The sequence below is a fragment of the Opitutia bacterium ISCC 52 genome, assembly GCA_014529675.2.
Taxonomy (GTDB): Bacteria; Verrucomicrobiota; Verrucomicrobiia; order Opitutales; family UBA2995; genus UBA2995.
Genome location: CP076040.1, coordinates 1027249 through 1047424, shown reverse-complemented (window position 1 = coordinate 1047424; position 20176 = coordinate 1027249). Strand labels below are relative to the sequence as shown.

General features: G+C 48.6%; 21 protein-coding genes. 7 read left to right on the top strand and 14 right to left on the bottom strand.

Features of this window, described 5'->3' with window-relative positions:
- Window positions 1–27: 27 nt before the first annotated feature.
- The 4 genes from GA003_04540 to GA003_04525 all read right to left on the bottom strand — a co-directional run bounded on the left by GA003_04540 (window position 28) and on the right by GA003_04525 (window position 3733).
- The gene (locus tag GA003_04540; GenBank protein QXD29249.1) at window positions 28–936 is read right to left on the bottom strand and encodes a hypothetical protein; all 909 of its coding nucleotides are present in this window, start codon (window positions 934–936) and stop codon (window positions 28–30) included.
- 11 nt (window positions 937–947) lie between these two features.
- Window positions 948–1160: a hypothetical protein gene (locus tag GA003_04535; protein QXD29248.1), complete on the bottom strand. Its 213-nt coding sequence runs from the start codon at window positions 1158–1160 to the stop codon at window positions 948–950.
- Window positions 1161–1361: 201 nt separating this feature from the next.
- Complete coding sequence (locus GA003_04530) at window positions 1362–2537, bottom strand: hypothetical protein (GenBank protein ID QXD29247.1); 1176 nt, start codon at window positions 2535–2537, stop codon at window positions 1362–1364.
- A 125-nt stretch (window positions 2538–2662) separates the two neighbouring features.
- A complete protein-coding gene (locus GA003_04525; protein ID QXD29246.1) occupies window positions 2663–3733 on the bottom strand; it encodes an Ldh family oxidoreductase in 1071 nt (356 codons plus the stop codon).
- 138 nt (window positions 3734–3871) lie between these two features.
- Between GA003_04525 and GA003_04520 the strand changes: the two genes are divergently transcribed.
- Window positions 3872–4714 (top strand): glycoside hydrolase, encoded by an 843-nt coding sequence (locus GA003_04520; protein QXD29245.1) that lies wholly within the window; start codon window positions 3872–3874, stop codon window positions 4712–4714.
- On the opposite strand, the gene GA003_04515 is transcribed toward GA003_04520, so the two are convergent.
- Together GA003_04515 and GA003_04510 are read right to left on the bottom strand one after the other, a co-directional pair.
- Window positions 4673–5215 carry a hypothetical protein gene (locus tag GA003_04515; GenBank protein ID QXD29244.1) on the bottom strand — a complete coding sequence of 181 codons (543 nt, stop codon included), beginning with the start codon at window positions 5213–5215 and terminating at the stop codon, window positions 4673–4675. The genes GA003_04520 and GA003_04515 overlap by 42 nt on opposite strands.
- 73 nt (window positions 5216–5288) lie before the next feature.
- Window positions 5289–5804, bottom strand: a complete 516-nt coding sequence (locus GA003_04510; protein ID QXD29243.1) for a hypothetical protein — start codon at window positions 5802–5804, stop codon at window positions 5289–5291.
- 187 nt (window positions 5805–5991) lie between these two features.
- Between GA003_04510 and GA003_04505 the strand changes: the two genes are divergently transcribed.
- Entirely contained in the window at window positions 5992–6264 is a 273-nt protein-coding gene (locus GA003_04505; protein QXD29242.1) for a hypothetical protein, read from the top strand.
- A gap of 186 nt (window positions 6265–6450) precedes the next feature.
- Window positions 6451–7452: a Gfo/Idh/MocA family oxidoreductase gene (locus GA003_04500; GenBank protein QXD29241.1), complete on the top strand. Its 1002-nt coding sequence runs from the start codon at window positions 6451–6453 to the stop codon at window positions 7450–7452.
- A gap of 11 nt (window positions 7453–7463) precedes the next feature.
- On the opposite strand, the gene GA003_04495 is transcribed toward GA003_04500, so the two are convergent.
- From GA003_04495 to GA003_04485, 3 genes are all read right to left on the bottom strand, one after another.
- The gene (locus tag GA003_04495) at window positions 7464–8369 is read right to left on the bottom strand and encodes a sulfotransferase domain-containing protein (GenBank protein QXD30339.1); all 906 of its coding nucleotides are present in this window, start codon (window positions 8367–8369) and stop codon (window positions 7464–7466) included.
- A gap of 56 nt (window positions 8370–8425) precedes the next feature.
- Window positions 8426–8905 carry a MarR family transcriptional regulator gene (locus GA003_04490; protein QXD29240.1) on the bottom strand — a complete coding sequence of 160 codons (480 nt, stop codon included), beginning with the start codon at window positions 8903–8905 and terminating at the stop codon, window positions 8426–8428.
- Between the two features lie 227 nt (window positions 8906–9132).
- On the bottom strand, window positions 9133–10374 hold the full coding sequence (locus GA003_04485; GenBank protein QXD29239.1) for a mandelate racemase/muconate lactonizing enzyme family protein: 1242 nt from the start codon (window positions 10372–10374) through the stop codon (window positions 9133–9135).
- Between the two features lie 151 nt (window positions 10375–10525).
- On the opposite strand from GA003_04485, the gene GA003_04480 reads away from it, so the two are divergent.
- Window positions 10526–10939, top strand: a complete 414-nt coding sequence (locus GA003_04480) for a hypothetical protein (GenBank protein ID QXD29238.1) — start codon at window positions 10526–10528, stop codon at window positions 10937–10939.
- Between the two features lie 39 nt (window positions 10940–10978).
- On the opposite strand, the gene GA003_04475 is transcribed toward GA003_04480, so the two are convergent.
- Window positions 10979–11839 (bottom strand): bile acid:sodium symporter family protein, encoded by an 861-nt coding sequence (locus tag GA003_04475; GenBank protein ID QXD29237.1) that lies wholly within the window; start codon window positions 11837–11839, stop codon window positions 10979–10981.
- A gap of 195 nt (window positions 11840–12034) precedes the next feature.
- Window positions 12035–12427: a hypothetical protein gene (locus tag GA003_04470; GenBank protein ID QXD29236.1), complete on the bottom strand. Its 393-nt coding sequence runs from the start codon at window positions 12425–12427 to the stop codon at window positions 12035–12037.
- A 135-nt stretch (window positions 12428–12562) separates the two neighbouring features.
- Between GA003_04470 and GA003_04465 the strand changes: the two genes are divergently transcribed.
- On the top strand, window positions 12563–13882 hold the full coding sequence (locus GA003_04465) for a sulfatase (protein QXD29235.1): 1320 nt from the start codon (window positions 12563–12565) through the stop codon (window positions 13880–13882).
- A 27-nt stretch (window positions 13883–13909) separates the two neighbouring features.
- Here GA003_04465 and GA003_04460 read toward each other — a convergent pair whose 3' ends face one another.
- Window positions 13910–15106: an MFS transporter gene (locus GA003_04460; GenBank protein QXD29234.1), complete on the bottom strand. Its 1197-nt coding sequence runs from the start codon at window positions 15104–15106 to the stop codon at window positions 13910–13912.
- A 139-nt stretch (window positions 15107–15245) separates the two neighbouring features.
- On the opposite strand from GA003_04460, the gene GA003_04455 reads away from it, so the two are divergent.
- Window positions 15246–15779 carry a sigma-70 family RNA polymerase sigma factor gene (locus tag GA003_04455; GenBank protein QXD29233.1) on the top strand — a complete coding sequence of 178 codons (534 nt, stop codon included), beginning with the start codon at window positions 15246–15248 and terminating at the stop codon, window positions 15777–15779.
- Between the two features lie 6 nt (window positions 15780–15785).
- The gene (locus GA003_04450) at window positions 15786–17330 is read left to right on the top strand and encodes a FecR domain-containing protein (protein ID QXD29232.1); all 1545 of its coding nucleotides are present in this window, start codon (window positions 15786–15788) and stop codon (window positions 17328–17330) included.
- Window positions 17331–17577: 247 nt separating this feature from the next.
- Here GA003_04450 and GA003_04445 read toward each other — a convergent pair whose 3' ends face one another.
- Entirely contained in the window at window positions 17578–18651 is a 1074-nt protein-coding gene (locus tag GA003_04445; protein QXD29231.1) for a LacI family transcriptional regulator, read from the bottom strand.
- 140 nt (window positions 18652–18791) lie between these two features.
- Window positions 18792–20075 (bottom strand): Gfo/Idh/MocA family oxidoreductase, encoded by a 1284-nt coding sequence (locus tag GA003_04440; GenBank protein QXD29230.1) that lies wholly within the window; start codon window positions 20073–20075, stop codon window positions 18792–18794.
- Window positions 20076–20176 lie beyond the last annotated feature (101 nt).

Sequence of the window (20176 nt, the reverse complement as noted above, 5' to 3'; positions counted from 1 at the left end):
GAAGAACTCCTTACTTATCGAACTATTTCATTCGATGGTCAACTCATTGAACCATCCCCATGCCAACCTTCGATACTCACTTGGAATTAAAGCCCACCTGTCTGTATGCGGATGAGCCGCGATATCATTTGGAAAACTGCCAAATAGCTTAGCGGTTTGCACATCGATGAAAGTAAAGTTGCCTAAGGATTGCAGTCGCTCACGCACAAATGTTTCCGTGCCATATTTATCGCCATTTTGACACACCAGGTAAGGACGACCATCGACTCGTTTTAATCTCTCCGTAGCTTCAGCCTGGTATTTCTCAAACGGGGAACCCCATTCCGTTTTGCCCCACTCTTTGATCCCATCAAAGTGATCATGAGTAATGAATCCGGTCCAAAGTTTAGCTACTTCATCGTCGTGGAGCCCCAGATAATTAACACCAATCGCTCCACGCGAAAAGCCACAGAGAAAGACGACATTGGGATCGGCGTTATACGCTTCGATAATTCTAGGTACATTAACCTTGGCATACTCCACCGTGGCTTGGTCATCCCCCCACCAGGTCACCTGATTCTCCTGATGATTCTCATGAATGTAGGGTAAAGATACCCAGATGTATTTCCCTCCTGACAGACCAAAGCCTAACCCGGCGTCTTTGACTTCCCCGGTTGAACCGGACTTAGGAAAATAGTTTCCGGTATACTCGAAGATGATGGGCAAGCGTTCTCCATCAGCGCTCCAATCATCCGGAAGATAAATCGTATGATAAACATGGGTGCCGACATACTCAGGAGCCGTAACTTTGACAAACTTGCCAGCCGAGGGATTGCCGGAAGAAAGTTTGGGGATTGAAAGAACGACCTGAGAATCAGACTCCAGGTCAGCGGGCTCCGAACAAGCCAAAAAACTCAAAATCAAAACAAGGAACATGTAAATAGTGAGTTGATGCATGCGTTGAATCCCTATTTCTGATTTAGCAAATTTCGAAAAGCATCAAAACCTTCGATGACATAGTCGACATGCTCCTGATGCCGAGTTCCTTCAACCTTACTGGCTGCCACTTTGAGTAATTTATTCAAATGGACCACCACCGAATTGGGCCAAGCCGGTAAGAAATCTTCTTCTTCAAAATGAATGTCGAAGTAGTGATGACCCATCGCTCGACCCCAAGCCACGTTCCTCTTATCGTTTAAAAAGTTTGGTGATGCTGACTCCTGCGCATCAAGCACAGAAAGACCAAGTAAGACTATTAGGAAAAAGGATCTCCCAAAGACGTAATACACATTCCAAAGAAAACTCATTGGGCATTGATATAGCTTGTTTCAAAATTTCAATGCAAGAGCGTATCTTGCAGAAGCAAAAGAAGAGAGCCCGATCTATTGGACAAGACTGCTTAAGGGAACAAACAAGGTAGACTCGATTAATGCTCCGTTTTCCATCGCAGGAAAAAAACGGGCCTCCTCCAGGAGTGCAACCAGTGGCTGCTGGTCCTCAATGTATCCCACATTCAAATAGTCTACGCGAGTCGATCCGTCGGGTTGCACCACCATTTCAATCTTGATGCTTCCCAAATTCCTGGAGGGAGCCACTTCAACGATGGCATCCGCATCGAGAGGTCGAAATAAAACCGGCTCCTCTCTTCCTGAGCTCTTCTTGTATTTGGATAATAGATACTCAAAATAATCAAGGTCCGACATGCCCCGCAATCCATTGCTTTCTTGATGAGGAATTTCTTTCCCATTTGAAAAAACATGGATGCCCACATCCTCCACATGGAATCCTGCTGGAAACCCAGAAATGGCATAATTAAAAGCAAACGGTGAGTCACCTCCATCATGCTTAAAGCTCCGGTGAACCGGTTGAAGCTTCACACTGGAGTTCCCCGCGGAAGTATACCTGACGAGCAGCATCATGAAGCCTTCATGAATTCCGGCAGGTAGCCGGAGCTCACCTTGAATTCTTACCATATCAGCAAGTGAAGCCGCATTGTTCATTTTGTCTTCAAGGTCTGTGCGTACGTTTTCAAAATTTTCGATATTGCTTTGCGTACGCTCCATGGCTTCGACGGATGCTCCCGATAAAACCGTTTCACCATTCATGACGATTGAATATCGGTCGCCTGATTCGAAAAAGCTGGAGGCATTTTGATCGAAGCTGTCACTTTCCACAGCTAGAAGGGAAAACGTTGACTGAAGAGCTTCATAATCAGCCTGGTACTTACTATACTCAGTCGATATTTTATCAATCCTGAGTTGCAGGCTTTGCTGAGAGACCTTCGATCTGGACGCATAGATTAGACTACCGCCCTTCCGCACAGAAACCAATTCTCCATCTTTAACGATCTGAACGCGCTTCTTCGAGAAATCTTGAACGCGGTACTTCTGACCTCCTTCCACCCAATACATATCGAGCCCCGTAAACAGGTAGTTTTCTGCCGGAGCTACTTGCTCGGATGGGTCAGCTGAAGCAGAGAACGTAGAAATAAAAACGAAAAGAGTAGCCCAATAAAAAACAGGGGACTCAAAAATTCCTAAACTTCGATGACGCCTCATTACAGAATTACTATGCTAAAGCAGAACAAAAATGCCAAGTGGTTTCTTGGAAGAGGTATCTCTTAAGGATGAGATTTGAATCGAGGCGTTCTCACAAGAAAACGACACAGGATAACCAGGCTACTTCAGGTCTGCCCCTGAAACATCTTAAGCTCCAGTTTCTCAGCCAGTTTCCGGAAATCACTTAGAACAGCTTCATTGATAGGTATTCCAAGCTCTTTTCGATCGGCTTCATAGGCTTTCTCCGGATCTCCGGGAATCATGACCGGGGTATCTGGATCCTGTCTGGGCTGCTGACGAATCCGATCCGCCAAATCCTGTAGCCGGTCCTTAAATTGACTGGCCTCTTGAAAAGCATCTATCCGAGTAGCCGTGAAGAAATGACCGAGATGACGTTTTTCAGAATTGGGATCTCTGAACATGTCAGTCACCTGATCTCCTGTCGGCATTCCAGTCATCACACCGCACAGGATATCCACCATCATCGCCAAACCAAAGCCTTTGTAGTCACCCATCGGTAACAACTGACTGACCTCAGCTGGATCAGTGGTATCCCTCCCTTCACTATCCGCTCCCCAGCCGGTTGGAATATCCTGTCCCTGGTCACCCATGTTTCGGATCTTATTCAATGCAACCATGGTCGTAGCTCCATCGTAACAGAACGGACCTTCTCGACTCATAGGAGCAGCCATGCAAATAGGATTGGTTCCAAAGAAACGGGTGGTGGCGTTTGCTGATCGCATGTTGGGAGATGCATTGGTATAGGCAGTACCAATCATGTCGTTCTTGGCTGCTTCCAGTGCGTAAAAAGCCATCGACCCGCAATGATTGGAATTCGAAACCGCAACTTGCCCGGACCCTGATTCTTTAGCCATTTCAATGGCCTGTTTCATAGCCAACATTCCAGCGGCATGACCGAAACCATGGTCAGCGTCTACTCGGCCGGTTGTTGCACTTGTCTTTTCAAATTGGATGTGGGCCTGAGGGTTCACTCTTCCGCAACGCACTCCTTGAACATAATGGAGTAATAAGCGAATGCCGTGCGAATCTACGCCTCGCAGCGAAGTTTGCCAGAGGCCACGGGCCGTCACCTGGGCAGCATGGTCTTCAACACCGGATTTTAGCAGGACTGCTTCAACAAAGTTATAAACGTCTTCAGCGGGAAAACGTTGAGGCGGTGACTTATCAGAATCCATACCATAGAAACGCTGCTTGCCCTTGTTCGAACCGCAACGAAATTCCAATCCGGTCGACACCTCTCGAGGAATGACAACTGCCTTTTCTTAACAAAAATTCCTTGGCGGTGATGAGGACTGTTTCTAGAAATTTATGGCATGAGACTCTCACATCTTCCCGGATTCTTACTTTTCATTCTCAGCACCTTGGCTGTTCAGGCAGACTGGACGGATTACAAAGGTGATGTAACCGAGGTGCGGGAACTTCGGCATGTTGAAAAACACCCGGACTCTTGGAGGGTTTGGCAGCCTTTTATTACCCAATGGAAGAACAAGCACTTGATTGTCGTGTTTGGAGCGATGACGAACGGTAAAAAAGATATGGGAGACATATTCGCCATGGTCACACGCAACGATGGTGAGAATTGTGATGAACCCGTTGCCATTTTCGATCACAACAAGTGGCAAGGAGATCTTCAATTTGCTTATGCAAACCCGGTGCTCTTCAAACCGAAAGACCAGAACGTAGTTTGGTGCTTTGCTATGCGCTGTTCCATCAAACAGGAAAACAGCGAAGAGTCACATCTCGTAGCTGCGTTCACTGCGGACGGTGGCCGAACCTGGACGCCAGTCGAATTGTCTATGAACTACACAGGTCCATTGATCACCAATGCAGGGATCGTTGAAACCACAATTGGAGGAAAGAAACGGTATCTGCTGCCAGCACATCGAAACACTTTGGCCGCGGACCCGAGAGGATCCAGAGACCATTTTATCTTAAGCAGTAGCAGTCTATTTGAATGGGACCTTGAGTCCTATATACCTCAACCGGTGCATGAGCGCGTATTCCTGCATGAGGGCAACATCGCACCCGGTGACCGACCCGACGATTGGAAGATCGTTATGCGAACAGCCAATTACGATGACACCAGTTTGACGACTGACCCTCCTCGTGCTTATTCAAGTTTCAGCCGGGATGGAGGGCAGACCTGGAGCATCTAGACGAAGCAAGCGTTCCACTACGAACGGGTAAGATAACAAGCCGAGTATAGATCCCAGATTGGAGGGGCTGTAGAGAATGTAAGGATTTCCACTCTCTTTGAGATCGGAGGCTGATAACCAACGCTGCAGCACCAGACTAATGGTTGATAAGCCGAAAAAGCAGATACCTGTTTTAACCGCCAGCAATAGCAACAGCACCAAGGTCGGTGGCAATCCTTCGAAGCCCAACTCAAGTTGTTGCAAAGGAAAGCAGATGAGGCCGTACAATAATAGCAACCAATGAAGCCGTGTGTATTTCTTCACACCGAATTTCTTCAATCCCCAATGAGCGAACGCATACCCGCCCAACAACAATCCCTGAAAGAAGATCATGCAAGTGCCCCAGGTCATAATACTCCCACCGAAAAGCGGAAGTAATTGTCGAGCGGTGATCAACTGCAGTGAGAACAGCAAAAATGCGCTTATAAAAACGCCTACCTGAAAGAAGATCAGTCGAGGCATAGTCGAGATAGAAGGAAAAGAAGGAAGGCAAACTATTGAGCGAGCCTACAATACAGAGCAACGTTTTTCCGGATCATTGTCCCACAGGCCAATCTCGCTGATCCAAGCGCTTTACTTCCAGCGAATCTTTTACGTTCCGCAAATCAGATCTTTTTTCTGAGCGCTTCATTCGGAATCGATGTTTGTTTCCCACGATCTTTCTCAAATCGACTTTCACGTCGTATTGGTGTGGTTCATACACGTGACGCTGGTTTTGAAAATACAACCCGTTGGAACTACGTTGAAGATGAAACGGTGAAAACAGGCCTTTGTTTCCTACCTGCCGTGCGTGAACAAGCGCCAATTCAATGTCGTTAACCCGGCGAAGCTTTCGATCAGCATCCAAAAAAAACAGTGTAAACTTTCCATCCTGAATTATCACCTGCGCATATCCCCCGGCATAAGGCCATGATACGCCCCAGGTTGAAGGAACCCTTATCCCTTCCTCAACCGGGATGTAACCATCCGGAGTAACTTGGGCCGAGCAGATAGCCCCCACAAACAATAAATAACACAACAAACTTTGCTTAAACATAGGTAGCAGTTTCATGAATAATAAAGAAGAACATCTTGGGATGAAGGACGGAGCGGGCGCAAGTTGCTTTCTTTTATTACAATCGCCAAACTTAACCCGTTCCAGACGTGTAGCTCCGAGTTTACTTTGAGCCATCATAATACTTACACCACAACATAATAGTAGATAGGAAATACATGAAAGAACATAAAAGAATGGATTCATGTTGATTGAGATAATGATCGAGGAGGTCAATATTGGAGTGCTTGCCGCATTGGCAATTCCAGCATTCACCAAGGTCGAACAAACGTCTCTGGGAAATTCGGTTCTTAACGACTTGCGAGTTATTGCAAGCGCTGCGGAGCAATATTTTTTGGAGAACGGTGCTACCAGCGTCGCAGTGTCAGATTTAGATATCTACGAGCATATGGCGCCCACGGACGCCTCCTCATTCAGGAACCAGTTATACCCGTTTGAGGTGCGGGCACGCCCTTAGTAGTCACGGGAAATACGTTACCAGGAGGTACCGTTTCGCTTCATTTCTAGGACGTCCTGGAAATACTACCAAGCATATCCACCTCCGAAAGGGGGCGGATTTTTATATTTTAAATGACGATCCCAGGATCCGTTTATATTGAGCCGCTTGACGCCAGAAGCTTTCACCGATTGAAACTACAAGCATATGAAAATCGGAATCATCGGAACAGGTTGGGTCACGGAACTACATCTTAAGGCCCTCAAGGAAATTGAAGGAGCTGAAGTAGCCGCCATCGGAGGGCGTAACCAAGAACGGGCGAAGGAACTGGCTGCCCCCTGGAAAGCCAACACCTACGACTCAGGGTTGAACATGTTGCAGAAGGAATCCCTCGATGCCGCGTTCATCTTATTACCCCCACATTTGCACGGTGATTTGGAGAAAGCCTGCGCAGAACATGTAAAAGGTGTACTGATAGAAAAACCGATTTCCCAAAAGCTGGAGACAGCCCAAACTATCAATGGCTATTTCAATGACGCTGGTACCATCGTATCGGTGGCTTACCAAAATCGATATCGCCAATCGGTTCAACGAGCCAAGGAACTACTTTCCCAGGAAAATAATCAAGGTATCCTTGCTCGTGGATGGTGGACCACTCAAATGCCTCCCCCACCCTGGTGGCGCAAATTCGATCAATCAGGAGGTCAGTTTTCAGAACAGTGTACCCATCTACTGGATATCTGTCGCTACACCATGGGAGAAGTGGAAGAAGTAAGCGCCTACGCCACGGATGGATTCATGCCTGAGGTAGAGAACAAGACGGTGGACGATGCCATGGTCGTAAACGCCCGCTTTAAGTCTGACGCAATCGCCTCTTTTGCCACCGGTTGTTTCCCTCTTGGAGGTCACCCAGAAAGCCCTGGTGGTGGCATCGGACTCAGCCTGTCCTCCCGCAACCATCGCATTGCTCTTACGGGTTGGGGCTATGAAGGCACGATTCATTCTGCTGAAGAGGACCGCGAACACATTCCGAGCGAAGAGAACATCTTCATCACTCAAAATAAGGCCTTCCTGGAAGCTGTATCATCAGGAGACGACTCAGGCATCCTCTCCTCCTACGAAGACGGGCTAAAAACCTTGGCTGTTACTTTGGCAGCGAATGAATCTGCACGGAACCAAAACGGTAGGCCGGTAAAAGTGGTCTATTAGCTCCTGGTCGTTTACGATTGTTTTTCGAAACTTCCCTTGGCGACCCAGTCAGCACAATCCGGCCCCAACTCCGCTTCAGATTTCGCTTCATATTCAGCACAATCTTCCTCCGTCAGCACCTCTGTCCATCGGCCATTGATACCCTTGTGAATAAAGACCTTGGGTCCTCCTTCCCAAAAGGCTCCTCCCAGTGGTACTGTCTTCGAAGCATTTTCCTTCATCCAATCAAATGAACAATACTCAAGGATTGAAGGCCAAGATGACTCGTTGATCGGGATTTCCAAAAATTCTTCAATCCGACGTATCTTACTGGACATGTCTTGCTTGAGATCGGCAAAGTGGACAAAGTGAACGTTTGGCAGATCTCTTATCGCCCACCAAGTCCGAAGGTTTTCCCAAAAAGACCAGAAAGGATAACCATCACGCTCGAACCAATCCGACCAGTATTGACGGATATCGTCGGTGGGAGGCTCGATAGGAGGCCCCACCCGACCAGGTGTTTTATTGAGAGCATCGTAAAAACCCTCATTGGCGTTTGCATGATGGTTATACAAACTCCAAACGACATCGCGTCCGTCGCGGCCGATATAGATATATTTGGCCTTCTCAGAAAATACCAAAGCATCCACTGGCAGGTGAGTTTTCAGAAACCTTCGATGCGACTGTTCTTCGACAAATTGAAGTTTAACTTCCTTCGGCGGCACTCGCAGATCCATCCACGGAGACATTTCTGAAACTTCCAAATCAGGATCACCTCCAACCGAGAGTTGGGCGATTATCTGCTGCATCCAAGTCGTTCCAGCTTTTCCATAGGTTCCGATGATGATGTCGTCATCTCGAAACTGAAAATCATTCCAGATGGTCGAATCGAAATGGTGACTATGAAGTTCGCGAGTTTTTTTTGGGGAGATTTCGATCGTTCATTACGAGTAATAAGGCGTTGGAAATTTAGATGATGGTTCAAGAGGGAAAGTTACTGAGCAGGGACTTCAATCAACTGATTTTTCTCAGCTATCTTTTGCAGAATATGTTCAAGCGTTTTCCGTTCAGTTGCATTGAGACAGGAGAAATATTGGTCATTCAGTGTGTTCGTCATTTTATCGAGCTTAGGGACAAGGTCGTTTGCTTTTTTAGTGAGCTTGATGTCCTGATAACGACGGTCTGTTTTTGATTCTGTGCGCAAGATGAGACCTTTCTTAGTATTCTTATCGATCAGTTTTGAAATAGCCCCACGCGTCATTCCTGTAGAATGAGCAATCTCACTCGACGCTATGGTACCTCCACTCAAATAAATAAGCCTTAGAACGGCCCATTCAGCCACAGTCACAGAACTGCGTTTCAGTTCCTTGGTAAATAACTGATGGAGCTGGTAAGACACATTTCGCATCATCCCTCCCAACCCCATTTTGAAATTCGTAGAGTTTTCCTTCACACAACTCACTACTGTTTCCATAGAAACTATTGTTAAGGAAACTATATTTCAATAAAACAAATAACTATCTAAACAGGAAAGCGAGTCGAAAACCTTAGCAGGCACACTCGCCCTTCAGAATCAAATCGGAGCACACAAAGGATTACCGTTACATGCCCACAACCAAGCTCGGCGTTCTCAAGCGAAGCGACCGGCTTAATTCTTTGTTATCTTCGTTCTCTTCGTTACCTTCTGTTCAAAACATCCCCCTACCAATTAGTGATAGATCCATCCCCTCGCTCAAAGACCGGATGATCATAAGACGACGGCTTGGTAATCTCATTCACCAATTTGACTTTATCCGGGAAGAACTCAACACCCAGCCCCGGACGTTCGTTCGGATAGAGTTTTCCATTCTTAAAGCTCAGATAGTCGTCATTCAAATACGGGATCTTAGCCGGTCCATCTTTGGTCAGCTCGGCCATGACAAATCCAGAGGACGAGGCCAATACATGCACCAAGGCCGCCGTGGAAATCGGGCCGGTGAAGTGAGGAATAATTCCTACATAATGGGTCTCACATAGGGCAGCGATTTTCTTCATCTCGGTAATACCACCCACGTTGGGTAAGGTCACCCTGGAATGATCAATAAGGTTTTCTTCAACCAGTTCGTTCAGATCCCAACGATCCCCAAAGTGCTCACCTACAGCAATAGGCACGTTGATGCGGTCACGCAGAGCGCGGTAGACCCCTGGATTCTCAGAGCGCACCAGATCCTCTACAAACACCGGTTTCAAATGCTCAATCATCCGAGCCATGGTCACTGCCTCGGCGGTATCAAAACGGGTATGAAAGTCTGTGCACCACTGTCCCTTTTCCCCGACCCCTTCCCGCACCTCTTCGTAGAAGCGCAAATTTTCGTCGAGGAACTTATGTGAATCATAGACCTCGCCGTCTGAGACGGTGCCAACTCGATAAGCATAGAAGCCAGCTTCCATGCAGGCCCGTGCGGTTTCCTTCGTAGAACCTTGGCTTGGGAAGCCTGTTGAGTAACAAGGAATGTGTTTTCGCGTTAGACCTCCGAGGAGTTCCCATACCGGCACTTTCAAATACTTCCCTTTAATATCCCAGAGGGCCATGTCGAGTGCCCCTCCAGCATGCAGTCGCTCACGTCCAGACGGATAAAAATACTGTCGATACACCTTCTGCCACAGGTGCTCAATGCGGAATGGATCTTCTCCAATGAGCATCTCCGCACAATTCTGCGTCATCTCCAGCGCACCGCCTTCACCAATACCCGAAATCCCCGCATCGGTCTCAACCACCACAATGTCACGGGCCTGTGCGAAAGTCGGTTTGGTGTAGTTCGGATCCTTATAGTGACGGATCTTAGTGATCTTAATCCCCGAAGAGATATCGGCATTCAGTGTGTGGCGCCCGGCAAGTAACGCACCCGCACCAAGCAAGCTATTTTTGAGGAAGTTTCTACGAGAATAATTGGGTGTAGGCATACATCTATGATCGACGTTGCTTCAGCCCCGACAAGCCAAAAGCCGAAAATCAAGAATAAGATTCCCTCTTGAATTGAATACAGGAGCACTTCAGATTCATTTTGGTTCCCTCCTGCTAGTATTCATCCTTCTTGGAAACAAACGAAATGAAATGAAATTATTCGAGAAACTGTTCAACAAAGACAAAAGCGCATCGAGCAGAGACGGTCTTTCCCAGGATGAACGCGAGGCAATCATTGATCTGCTCATCCTAGGGGCTTATACCGACAACCGATTGAGTTTGAGGGAGGAAAAAGCATTTGAGGCGTTAACCGAAACTTTGAGCTGGGAGTCAGAGACGGAGTTGTCGGATTTCATGAAGGACGCGATCGCGAAAGTAAGAAGTGTCCGGAGTAATCCATCCGCCAAAGAGGATCTACTAATTAAAGTCAAAGAACGACTCAACTCACTCACATCAGTTAAGAAAGCACTCAACCTGCTAAACAAGGTATTCATCTCCGATGGCAGGAGTTACGATGAAGCCAATTTCTATAGAGAAGTGGAAAGCCTGCTCAAAAAGAAATAAGCCCCGGGAAGGTCGGCTGGCTTGCTTTGGGGCTAATCTCTAACGAGCTATTCTTTGACGCCACAGAACGAATGGCACAGTAACGACATACATCACGATGCTATAAACCACCGACGGTAAGGTGGTCGGTGGCAGCAGCTCGGTTGCATTTAAGGCAATGAGTGCACCCACGGCAATTCCCAACGTACCATTCTGAACACCCGATTCGATTGAGATGGTCGACGCATCCTTGGAGTCCAGTTTCATTAAAGAGCTACTGATCAGGCCGAGAGCCAGCATGACCATATTTAGTAGCACCAAGGCCGGACCAAGCGTCGGAAGGTTTCCATAAAAAACATCCCAGTTTTTGACCAGCGCTGCCAAGATAATGAAGACGAAGAGCACATTCGCAGTTCGGGAAACACCTCGGGAGATTTTTTCGACCAACGCAGGTTTGATTGCCGTCAGGAGCATCCCGAGCAACACCGGCACGGCTGTAATGAGGAACATCGTGAAACCCAGTTTGGTGATGTTCACCTCTGCCCCATCCACGCCCATAAAGTGACCGACCGACAGAGCTACCAGAATCGGCACGGTGATCACAGATGCCAGACTGACAACGGCCGTCAATGAAATCGACAACGGTGTGTTTCCCTTGGCTATTTTGGTCAGCACATTGGAAGTTACTCCTCCCGGGCAAAAGGAAATGATCATAATCCCTACCGCTATTTCCGCGGTAAAGCCAAACACCTTGATAAGTCCAAACGCGATGAGCGGCAGCAATACCAGTTGATTGGTTATTCCAGTCGCAAATGTTTTGGGATAGGTGAGTACCCGGGCAAAGTCCAGTTTACGCAGGCCAAGGCCGAGCGAAAACATGATGAAGGCGAGAATGAGTGGAAGGAGTATTTGAACAATCATGGAGACGATGAGGAAACAAGATTAGACGGTTCGAAGCGTCAAGGGAGGATCAAATCCTTAACAAAGCATGCACTGCCAAAAAGTAACCATCCAGCTTCTTCGACTCCATCCTTCAGCTTTTGCAGAATTCCTTGACCATTACCACCTGGACTGAATGCGATCAAGATAGGAGGCGGAGGTGGCGTACCAAATTTCTCACAAATCCCAGTCGCGAGCCGGGATCGCGTCGGTGGAATTCTCGGGACCTTGTGGCGACGTCGGCGTGTTCCGGTAGGTGTACCACACATAGTATTTGCCATCGTGAAGAATGATTTTGGAGGGATCCCGTCGGGTAATCTTTCTATCACCTCCATTGTAATCAAACCCTTTCAACTCAGTGTATTTGAACTGGGTATAGAGCTCATTGTCTTCCGGTCGAGGCGCCAAATAGGCATCGTAGTTCCGTTCCATCGCCGCACTCAACGGATGGTCCGGTTTTGTATTGGGCATGTTCTGCGGAAAGGCAGGTCCTGCACTTCTCAGACTGATCCAAGGTCCGAGCGCCAATAAACAGATAAACAGGAGGAGACTGATTGGGGTATTCTTCATGAGCTGAATCGTTCTTCTACAAATACCCGAAAAAGGCAAAAAGTTAACAAGTGACTTTCCAAAAGAGGAAGAAAGTTTGAGCCTCAAGGACTGAACCTTGCCAGAAGTACTTTGATGGAATAAGTCTGATTACATATGAAACTCCGTCTACTTCTCGCTCTCCTATTCCTCAGCGCATCCTATCTCGGTGCTGCCGAAAGACCCAACATCATCCTCATCTTCGTCGACGACCTTGGTTACGGCGATCTGTCTTGCTACGGCAACGAAAGTATCAAGACCCCGAACATCGATCAGCTCGCCTCTGAAGGTCAGCGATGGACCACCTTTTACGCCTCGGGTCCCGCTTGTGTTACAAGCCGCACCGGATTGATGAGTGGGCGTCACTCTGCCCTCCTGGGTGAAGAGCCGCTCAGTAAGGATCGCTCGATTCTTCTGCCTGCAATGCTGAAACGTCAAGGTTATGCTACGGCCATCCTGGGAAAGTGGCACCTGGCTGGCTACCCCAAGGATTTTACCCAATCCCCTATGCATCCACTCGAATGCGGCTTTGATTACCACTATGGAACTCCGGGGTCTAACGATGCTCCCGGACCACCTAAGCAAACGCTCGAAGCCTTCAATAACGCGACCTCTACTACTTGGAAGATTCCGCTGATTCGCGGTCGCGATGTCGTTGAGCATCCTGCCGACCAATCGCTGTTTACACAGCGCTATACTAAAGAAGCCGTTCAGTGGATCGAAGATAAGAAAGATGAATCCTTCTTTCTCTACCTCGCCCACAACATGCCTCACATACCGATTTTCGCTTCAAAAAACTTCCAAAATAAAAGCGACGCAGGTATTTTCGGTGATGTGGTCGAAGAAATCGACTGGTCCGTTGGCGAAGTAAGAAAAGCAGTTAAAGCAGCAGGTATCGAAGATAATACCCTCATCATTTTCACAAGCGACAATGGACCCTGGACGGTCTTCGGCCCACGACATGGAGGAACGGCCAAACCCCTACGTGGTGAAAAAGGAACTTCCTGGGAAGGGGGTTACCGGGTACCGGGCATCTTTCATTGGCCGGGGAAGATCAAGCCTGGAACGGTTGATGGCATAGCAGCGAACCTCGATCTCTATGCTACCTTCGCCACCTTGACTGGCGCACAATCCCTGCCTGAAGAAAAACCCGGTTGGATGTCCACCGACTTAACGCCGGCTCTGCTAGAAGGAAAACCCAGCCCGCGCACGACCTGGTTCTACAACCCGGACGTTTATCGTTCAGGTAGTTTTAAAATCCATCGCACGACCAGGCAACCCACTAATCCCCATACTCGGGAGCGGTCACCTATAGACCGTCACGACCCGCCGCTACTTTACAACTTGGACGAGGACATTGGAGAACTGAACAACATTGCTGGAAGACATCCCGAAGTCGTGAGGCGATTGCTCAGCGAATTGAAGGCTGTTCAATAGTTCCAAAGATCAGCAGGTCTGACGCCTTTAGCCTGCTCTGTGTTTTTCAGCAGACTGAAATTTAGCATCCTTTATAGGTAGATGAATGATAGCTGCCGCGAATCCAAGAATGATAGCTCCGATCCAAACGAGATTATAGGAGCCTGAGGCATCGTAAATACGACCACCCAGCCATACTCCTAAAAAGCTTCCCAGCTGATGACTGAAGAAGACGATTCCGTACAAGGACGACAGGTGCCTTGAACCGAATATTTGAGCCACTGTTCCGCTCGTCAAAGGAACGGTCGCGAGCCATACGAAACCGATAAAGCAGGCGAAAATAAGGGCAGTGGCGTTGGTAACGGGAACGATAAGAAAACAACAGATGATTAATGCTCGGATTCCGTATAGGATGCTTAACAAATATTTTTTCCTGTACCGGTCACCCAGCCGGCCAAAAAGATAGGAACCACCCATATTGAATAGCCCAATAAGGGAGAGCGCAGTGGCAGCAATCATTTTGGGTAAGCCATGATCGGCCAGATAGGCCGGCAAATGAGTTGCGATGAATGCGACATGAAACCCACAGACAAAAAACCCAATATTGAGCAACAGGTAGCCCGAGTGAGTACAGGCATTCCGCAAAGATTTCCCAAGAGGTTCGGTATTTGACGGATCCGTATTCGAAAGAGTGCTACCGGATGGGTAACCAAGCGCGAAAAGTCCAATTATTCCGACCAAGACAGCTGCGTACCAGAGAGTCGATTCCCACCCAACAGCATTGATGAGCCATTGCATGCCAGGCACCACAGCGAACGTGCCAAACGATCCAGCTGCAGTAACAATCCCAAAGGCAGTGCTCCTTCGCTCGGCAGGGACTACTCTGGCAACCGCTCCCAACACAACCACATAGGAAGTTCCACTCAGAGCCAGTCCGACAAGCACTCCCATTCCAAAATACAAAGTAAACACCGATGAAGCCGCTGAGAGGATCGCAAATCCAGCCGCATACAAGACAGCACCTCCCACAACCACCCAACGAGGACCGATTTTGTCGGCGAGCATTCCGGCAAATGGCAATCCAAACAGGATGTTCTGAACTGCGATTGCCAAGCTGAAGGTTCCACGACCTGTTGAAAGCGACTCAGAGATAGGCTGAAGAAAAAGTCCAAGCGATTGACGAGCCCCCATACCAACACCTACGGACACAGCGCTGATAAGGATGATATAAAAAGCTCGAGACATGAGGATCGAAAAAGTGAGAGGACGAAGACTAAATGACAACTCCAATGTCTCAACCGTTGCCAAGCCCTAAAGGCCCCCAAGCAGGGTGTTGATGTCTATGTAACCCTATGGGAGAGTTCTGGAGTAATTAGTTAACACCATGGCCGAAGACAATACAGTGCAGCCTTTCCCGGACGACCAATTCATCCGTGCTTTTACCGAATCGCAATCCGCTTTGCGGGGCTTTTGTGCGGCCTCTATTAGCAATCATGAAGACGCCCGAGATGTGTTCCAGAAAGTCTGTTTGGTCTTGTGGAAAAAGGTAGGCGACTGGGATCCAAATACACCGTTTCTCAAATGGGCCTTTGCCGTGGCACGCTTTGAAATCCTGGCCTACGTGCGCGACAAGAGCCGTGACCGCCTGGTATTCGACGACGATGTGGTACTAGCGATGACCAATACCACTGAAAAGCTCTCGGCTAAACAAATTGATCGGCGCGATGCACTCGAACAATGCCTGACTAAACTCAAGCCCGATCACCGGGAAGCACTCACTGCTCATTACGCCAAAGGCTACAATTTCCAGGAAATCGCTGAGCAGCAAAACCGAGGCCTCAGCGCTATAAAAGTCATGATGATGCGTCTGCGCCAATCCCTGGGCAAATGCATCGAAAATCAATTAGCCGCCAGCTAACATCCCATGAGCAACGAACCACATTCTAAATCCAACAGCGACAAGCAGCTCAATCGTATCGCTGAGTTACTCATAGCTGCACGAGAAGGCAGCCGTTTCAATGATAGACACCGTACAGAGCTAAACGACCTTCTGCGCGAAAACGAAGACCATCGTGCATTCGCATCCCAGTTCCTGCTGGACGGCGAAACACTACAGGATCTCCTGGCCACGGAAGAAATTTCTGCCCTGACTTCCGGGCAAAGCCACACGGCGGCTGCAGCGAAACCCCGCTGGTATCAAATGCCAGTTCTTCAAGTGGCGGCTGCCATCGTCCTCATTGCCACCGTATTGTTCGCCTGGAACGGCCGGTCACCTGTCGCCGTTATCCAGGATGAAGCCAATGCGGTATTCGCAGAAGATACCACGCCCAAAGATGGAATCTTAAAAAGCCAAGCCTACTCTTTGATGCGTGGCATGATTTCCGTCGAATTTCGGAACGGCGTTTCCATGACGGTGAAGGCGCCGGCCGACTTTGAGATCGTGGATGCATTCCGCGTGCGATTAAGCCGAGGCAGCATTCGCGCGTTTGCCCCCGATAGTGGCCACGGCTTCGTCATCGAAACGCCCGATGTAGATATCCAGGATCTGGGTACAGAGTTCGGAGTATCGGTAGATGGATCATCCGGAGACAGTGAAGTGCACGTTTTTGATGGAGAAGTAAACGTGAATAAACACCGTGCCAAGGAAACCATCGCTTCACTCGAGGTGGGAGATTCGGCCAAGATCCATGATGGGCAAATCAATCCCAGCGAAGCACCAGCCCAGGATGTGTACCTGACTCCCGCAGACGTCAGCTACAATCGTTGGCTCTCGATGAGTAACGAGCTTCGAAACGACGAAGACGCCCTGCTCTACTTCTCTTTCAATTCCGCCAATGACAGTCAAACGACCCTCAAGGATGAATCCGCACACAGCCCATCCATCCACGGCACCATCGAAGGGGCCCGCTGGGTGACCGGTCGCTGGCCGGGCAAGCGCGCCTTATTATTTGACCAAGCGAATGACGCCGTTGAAATCAATATCCCAGGAGAGCTCAGACAATTTACCTTCGGTGCCTGGGTAAATGTGGATCGATTGGATGCACCAGTCACCTCAATTTTAAATTCGATGGATTACAAGGAAGGCTCTCTACACCTACAGATTTCCCGCAGCGGCGATACCCTCATTCCGGCAGTCTTTCCCCGTGTTCGCAAAGAAAAGACAGGTGCGTCCATTCCTACTGGTCAATGGGTTCTCCTCACTGCCGTCATCGATGTAGAAAACAAGGTGGGCCGTACGTGGATAAACGGACAACGAGCGGTTACGGGACGCTTTGATGAATCGACTTTCGTAACACCAGGTAATAGCCTACTGGGCTCATACCGAACAGAACTTCACGGTGAACGGACCAAAGAGTTTCGTGGTCGCATGGACGAAGTCTTTCTTCTGAATCGCACCCTGACTCAGGGTGAAATCCGCCGCATCTATAAACATGGACGGCCGAATGCTCAATTAGAGACCGACGCTTAATCGACAATCTCATCGTCTGGGCAGATCGCATGGAGGAATTGAGCAAAAGGAGGACCATGATCCGAAATGGAATGAGGCTCCTCTATTCGATTTAATCAACTGCAAGGATGTGGAAATGCGGGATAACCTCGATGAATGAAATCGGGGGTTTTAGGAATAACAAGGTAGGGATGGACCGCCGGACCGCCTGTTTCCCTAAAACTGATTAACGGACGCCTAGGCGATGAGTCCCTACCCATGGAGAACGTCACTTCACCAGTGTCACAGCGCCGTCCGAGTCGTGATAGGTTGCAGCTCGTATACGCACATCCAATGTTCGGCCTACCCGACGTAAGGTCGATCCTGTCTGATAGTGACTGTCGACTAAAACAACTTTCGGAGAATTCGGGATCCCTTTGGTATTCAAAGCTAAATCTGAGAGCACAAGCTTGAAGGCCTCACGCCCCACGACCTCATGCCGGTGATCAACACCTGATGCATCGTCCGGGCCCTTGGCTGTGTCGAGTGCAGCAAATCCAAGATCTTCGGAAATCTTGTACCCCAACTGGACTATAATATTGTATACCGAGCCGTCGCTAATGACTACATCCGGCTCATACTCTTTCATCCAGCTTTGTATGTTTTCAGGAGAAATTTCACTCTTAGGGAGAATGGGAATACGACGAGACTCTTCGATGAGGGATGTGTAATAAAGGAAAGAAGAGGCAAACAACTTATGCCCAATACCACCTCGAGGATATGTCATGACAAATCCGATACGTTTATATCCGAGACGACAGGCCTGCTCAATGAGTTCATCCATCATCTGCAAATAATTAGTGCAGGCTCTATTCACCATCGGATCGATAATGCTGTATCCGGCGGTTGAGATACAAAAGGTCTCGATGTCCAGATCCAAGGTTCCAACTCCACTCACCCAAGGCATCGCGATGACACCCTGGATCCCGCGAGAGATAAGAATATTCCTTAATCGCTTTGGGCTAGCTTTCAATTCCGGCAGATAAAACACATCCAACTCGTAACCACTATCGTGAGCCTGAGCCTCCATGCCACTCATCAATTTATGAGGGACGGGATAGGTAGTGAGTTGTGCTTTGGTAATTTCCGGAATCAATACCGCCAACTTGGAAAATTTGCGATCGGTGCGATTAGTCCGCAGGTGCTCCATCAACTCGGAAATGCGACCGTCTTTTACATAGCCCATGCGTTCCGCGATCTGAGTGATCTCGTCACGACGCTTTTTAGAGACTTTGGGACTGTTACGAAGGGCCAACGACACCGCGGAGACTGAGACACCCGCCTCCTTGGCGATATCGCGCATGCTTAATTTGTAGTTAGGGTTCGCCACAACTGATGGGGTAATACATCTAGAATTCAACGATTGCCTGTGTATGCCGATAGGTATTTAAGTCAACAGTTGACTGAAAATGGGAGTAATCTAAGACAAAGCAGTATCTGCAATTAGACCCAGGATCCGCGGCGTTTGCGGTATCGCAACTTATTGGCCTCGGAATCGTTGAACACTTCCTTATCCGGATCCCACTTCAGTGATCGACCCAATTCCATGGCGATGGCGCCAATATGCATGGAATTGCTTAATTTATGAAGGGCATGTGCAGAGTAGTTAGCCGGTTTTCCGTAGCGAATGATATCGAGAAAGTTTCGGTGCTCTGTGGGCGGCATTGGCCAGATCTTATTTTTAGACGGATCGTATTTTTTGCGATAGATATTCAAGTCACTCGCTTTGAGTTGTCCCTTCCAGCCTTCATTACCTACCCACCCTTTACTACCAACAAACCGTATAGAGGGCTTGTCAGACTTCACATGCATGGTCACCCCATTGGCGTAGGTGTAGTTGATCTCATAGGTCTGCGGAACGGAGTTTATCGAATCAGGTGGAATCGTCCCCCAACCCGAAACTTCAACCGGACCAGAATCCTCAGCGAAATTCGCCACCTGTGCCGTATCCATTAAGTGGGCACCCCAATCAGTTAACGAGCCTCCGGAAAAATCACGAATTTGACGCCAGGATTGAGCATCGGTTATACCAGGCCTGTACTCACGTTCTAGAGCGGGGCCCAGCCATAGATCGAAGTCCAGTCCGTCAGGGACCGGTGCCGGATCGAGGATGGGGAAAATGGGTTTTATAGGGAGACCCACACTGATGTAGCGCAGCTCACCAATCGCACCATTGCGAACGGCCTCAGCCATTTTGTGATAGTGGGTTACGGACCGATCTTCTAAACCCGTCGCAAAGACGGCATCATGATTCTTAACTGCCTTCAACAGTTCCTGTCCTTCACCAATCGTCAGGGTGGGTTTTTCGCAAAAGACCTTCTTCCCTGCCCTGATTCCCAAAATAGCCATCGTTACATGCCAATGGTCAGGTGCGGAAATAACGACCCCATCAATATCCTTGTCAGCCAGTAGGTCACGGAAATCAGAATAGGTCTTACAAGCCGTATCTCCGTTATGCTTGTCGACGATCTCTTTGGCCGCATGGAGGCGATCTTTCATTACATCGCAGATAGCCACTGCTCGGCAGTCGTCCTCCTGCAAGAAAGATGGTAGGTTGTAACTACTCCCATGTCCCCCCACTCCAATAAAACCCAGCGTGATTTTGTTCGAAGGAGCATCACTGCCAAACAAACGAGGCGAAACCACAAGCGGCGCGGCACTTGCAGCGAGCATGGACTTTAGAAAGGAACGACGAGGAGGCGTAGACGAAATCTTTGGGGCATTCATGATTAATAGAAAACTAAAGAGACAAATCGGAAAGAGGTCGAACCTTGATCATCAAAATCTATCTGACAGCCACGCTTGTCCCAAAACAGTAAGATAGCGAA